Source organism: Thermoanaerobaculia bacterium (assembly GCA_035260525.1).
Classification (GTDB): Bacteria; Acidobacteriota; Thermoanaerobaculia; order UBA5066; family DATFVB01; genus DATFVB01.
Genome location: DATFVB010000146.1, coordinates 1 through 2,352, shown reverse-complemented (window position 1 = coordinate 2,352; position 2,352 = coordinate 1). Strand labels below are relative to the sequence as shown.

Genomic DNA, 2,352 nt, shown 5'->3' with positions numbered 1-2,352 from the left:
CGATGCATCGCCGCGCCGCAAAAGCATCGGCACCGCGTTATGATTCCCACGTGAAACTGCTCAAGTGGCTGCTCGGCCCTTATTTGCTGGCCGTCATCGTCGCCGCGTTCCTCTGGCCGCAGCCGGCGAAAGGCTTCATCGGGGAGTCGTCGCGGATCGTCTTCTTCCACGTGCCCTGCGCGTGGACGGCCACACTCGCCTTCATCGTCGCCGCGGTCGCCTCGATCGTCCACCTCGTCAAGCGGGACGCTTTCTCCGACGAGTCGGCCGCCGCGGCCGTCCGGCAGGGGTTCCTTTACTCGGTGCTCGCGACCGTGACCGGCTCGATTTTCGCGGACGTCATGTGGGGGTCCTACTGGAACTGGGACCCGCGGGAGACCTCGATCGTTCTGCTCCTTTTTCTCTATGCCGCGTACCTCTTCCTGCGGGGCGCGATCACCGACCCGGAACGGCGGGGCGTGTTCTGCGCCGTGTATGCCCTGTTTTCCGGTTTCGTCATGCCGTTCCTCATGTTCGTCGTGCCGAGGGTGACGGCATCGCTTCACCCGCAGACCGTCATCAACCGGCAGGGGAAGATCCTGATGGACACCCCGACCCGGGTCGTCTTCTTCACGGCGCTGGCCGGTTTCACGGCGCTCTTCTTCTGGGTTTGGGACCTCGACCGCCGGCTCGAGAGAATGAAACGTTCCCTTCGGACGTTGGAGTGAGGACCGCATGACCGCACTGGGATTCGTCGCCGCGTGCAACGCTGTCATCTGGATAGGACTGTGGATCTATCTCCTCCGGCTCGACTCGCGCCTGAAGGCGGCCGAGCGGCGGTCCGGACCTCCGGAATGAGCGATTCGATCAGTTTGATTCATTTGGATCAGGAGGGTTATCCCTCGAAGACAGGATGATCAGGCCATGAAAAAGGGATACATCTTCGCCGCGATTCTCGCCGTCGGTTTCCTGGTGCTCGGGGTCACCGCCTTCCGGACGACGCTCACCCCCTACGTCACCTTCGACGTCGCCATGAAGACCGCCGGCTCGGTCCAGGTGATGGGCTCGCTCGAAAAGGGAAGCGAGAAGTACGACGAGAGCTCGCAGGAGCTCGCCTTCTCGATCATCGACGAGCACGGACGGACGCTCCCGGTCGTCTACCGGGGGATCAAGCCCGCGAATTTCCGCGACGCGCTGTCGATCGTCGCGATCGGCCGCTACCAATCGGGCGCGCTCCACGCCGAGAAGCTCCTCGTGAAGTGCCCCTCGAAGTACCAGGGGCAGGAAACCGAACGGCAGTACGGAGTGAAATCCTGATGTTCTGGCCAGGAGTCGCCACGCTCTGGGCCGCGCTCTTCTGCGGCCTCGCCTCGATCTACGGCTACGTCCGCGCGGACCGCGGCGCCGCCGAATATCTGCCGTTCGCGCGGCGCGCGTACGGGATGTTCGTCGCGAGCGTCGTCGCGACCTCCGCCTTCCTGATGATGCTCATCCTGAACCACCGCTTCGACGTCGCGTACGTCGCCTCGTACTCGTCGCGAGACCTGCCGATCCACTTCCTGATCTCGACGTTCTGGGCCGGCCAGGAGGGCTCGTTCCTCCTCTGGACGTTCTGGGGATCGCTCATCGGCCTCTTCGTCTGGCGCTCGGCCAAGGAGCAGGAAGCGCCGGTGATGATCGTCTACACGTCGACCTTCCTCGCGCTCGTCGCGATCCTCTGCCGCCAGTCCCCTTTCAAGCTGCTCGCGACGGTCCCGCCGGACGGCGCGGGGCTCAATCCTCTCCTGCAGGACTACTGGATGGTGATCCATCCCCCGGTGATGTTCCTCGGTTTCGCGTCGCTGTCGGTTCCTTTCGCGTTCGCGATCGCCGCGCTCTGGAAGAAGCGGTGGGACGGATGGATCGTGCGCGCCCTCCCCTGGGCGCTCCTGACGTTCCTCACGCTCGGCACGGCGATCCTGATGGGCGGCTACTGGGCCTACAAGACGCTCGGCTGGGGCGGATACTGGGGGTGGGACCCCGTCGAGAACACGTCGCTCGTGCCGTGGCTCCTCACCGTCGCGCTGGTGCACGGCATGTTCCTCCAGCGCTCGCGCAAACGCCACCGGCGCGTGAACCTGTTCCTCGCGATCATCGCGTACGTCTGCATCCTCTACGGCACGTTCCTCACCCGCTCGGGCGTGCTGGCGGACTTCTCGGTCCACTCTTTCGTCGACCTCGGGATCACGGGCTGGCTCGTCGCGGATCTGATGCTGTTCCTGGTGCTCGGCGCCGTGCTGATGATCTGGCGCTGGAGGTCGATCCCCACCGAGGAGGAACAGACGCCCGCCCTCTCCCGCAGCGTCTTCTTCATCGTCGCGATCGCGGCGATCG

Annotated in this window: 4 protein-coding genes; all 4 read left to right on the top strand. The window is 64.8% G+C overall.

The window, feature by feature from the left end:
• The first annotated feature begins 50 nt into the window (after nt 1-50).
• Nucleotides 51-707: a cytochrome c biogenesis protein CcsA gene (ccsA, locus tag VKH46_06920; GenBank protein HKB70562.1), complete on the top strand. Its 657-nt coding sequence runs from the start codon at nt 51-53 to the stop codon at nt 705-707.
• 7 nt (nt 708-714) lie between these two features.
• Nucleotides 715-837: a CcmD family protein gene (locus VKH46_06915; GenBank protein HKB70561.1), complete on the top strand. Its 123-nt coding sequence runs from the start codon at nt 715-717 to the stop codon at nt 835-837.
• Nucleotides 838-903: 66 nt separating this feature from the next.
• Nucleotides 904-1,296 (top strand): cytochrome c maturation protein CcmE, encoded by a 393-nt coding sequence (locus VKH46_06910; protein ID HKB70560.1) that lies wholly within the window; start codon nt 904-906, stop codon nt 1,294-1,296.
• On the top strand, nt 1,296-2,352 hold a 1,057-nt coding region (gene ccsA, locus VKH46_06905), incomplete at its 3' end, for a cytochrome c biogenesis protein CcsA (protein HKB70559.1). The genes VKH46_06910 and ccsA (VKH46_06905), both read left to right, overlap by 1 nt.

What these genes read in the sequence shown, in the direction of transcription:
- VKH46_06915 (HKB70561.1), top strand. Translation starts at nt 715, where the DNA reads ATGACCGCACTGGGATTCGTCGCCGCGTGCAACGCTGTCATCTGGATA.
- VKH46_06910 (HKB70560.1), top strand. Translation starts at nt 904, where the DNA reads ATGAAAAAGGGATACATCTTCGCCGCGATTCTCGCCGTCGGTTTCCTG.